General features: G+C 69.5%; 1 pseudogene (cut by a window edge). It reads left to right on the forward strand.

The features are described 5' to 3' along the window. Positions 1-258 (forward strand): annotated as a pseudogene (locus ACFE67_RS13880) (protealysin inhibitor emfourin) (it extends 1,017 nt beyond the left edge of the window). Positions 259-442: the final 184 nt, after the last annotated feature.

A 442-nucleotide genomic window follows, 5' to 3' on the forward strand; every position in this document is an offset into this window, starting at 1 on the left:
CTCATGAGCGTGCAGCGCGTCATCGTGACGCGCAGCGGCGGCTTCGCCGGCATCAGCGTCACGACCGAGGTCGACGACCCAGACGAGGCGGAGCGACTGACGGAGGCGGTCCGCAGCGCGGTCGACCGACCCGCAGGTCCTCTGAGAGACGGTTTCGTCTACGAGTTCACGATCGTGACCGCGACGACCACCGACCGCATCGAACTGTCCGGCGCGCAGCTGCCGGAGGACGTGCGCACCCTCCTTTTCCATCGCTGACCCGCCGCCCAGTGACTCACCCGCCCGGGCCGGCAGGCGGGATAGTCACTCAGCGGCGCGCTCTCGGAGGAGCAGCGTGCGTGAAGTGAGTCGTCAGGCCTGCGCGGACTCTTCCGCGGGCTCGAACACCGCGTCCAGCTCCCCTGTCAGCAGCTCCGGCGGCGTGATGCCGAACTGCTCGAGG

Source organism: uncultured Amnibacterium sp. (genome assembly GCF_964244015.1).
Lineage (GTDB): Bacteria > Actinomycetota > Actinomycetes > Actinomycetales > Microbacteriaceae > Amnibacterium.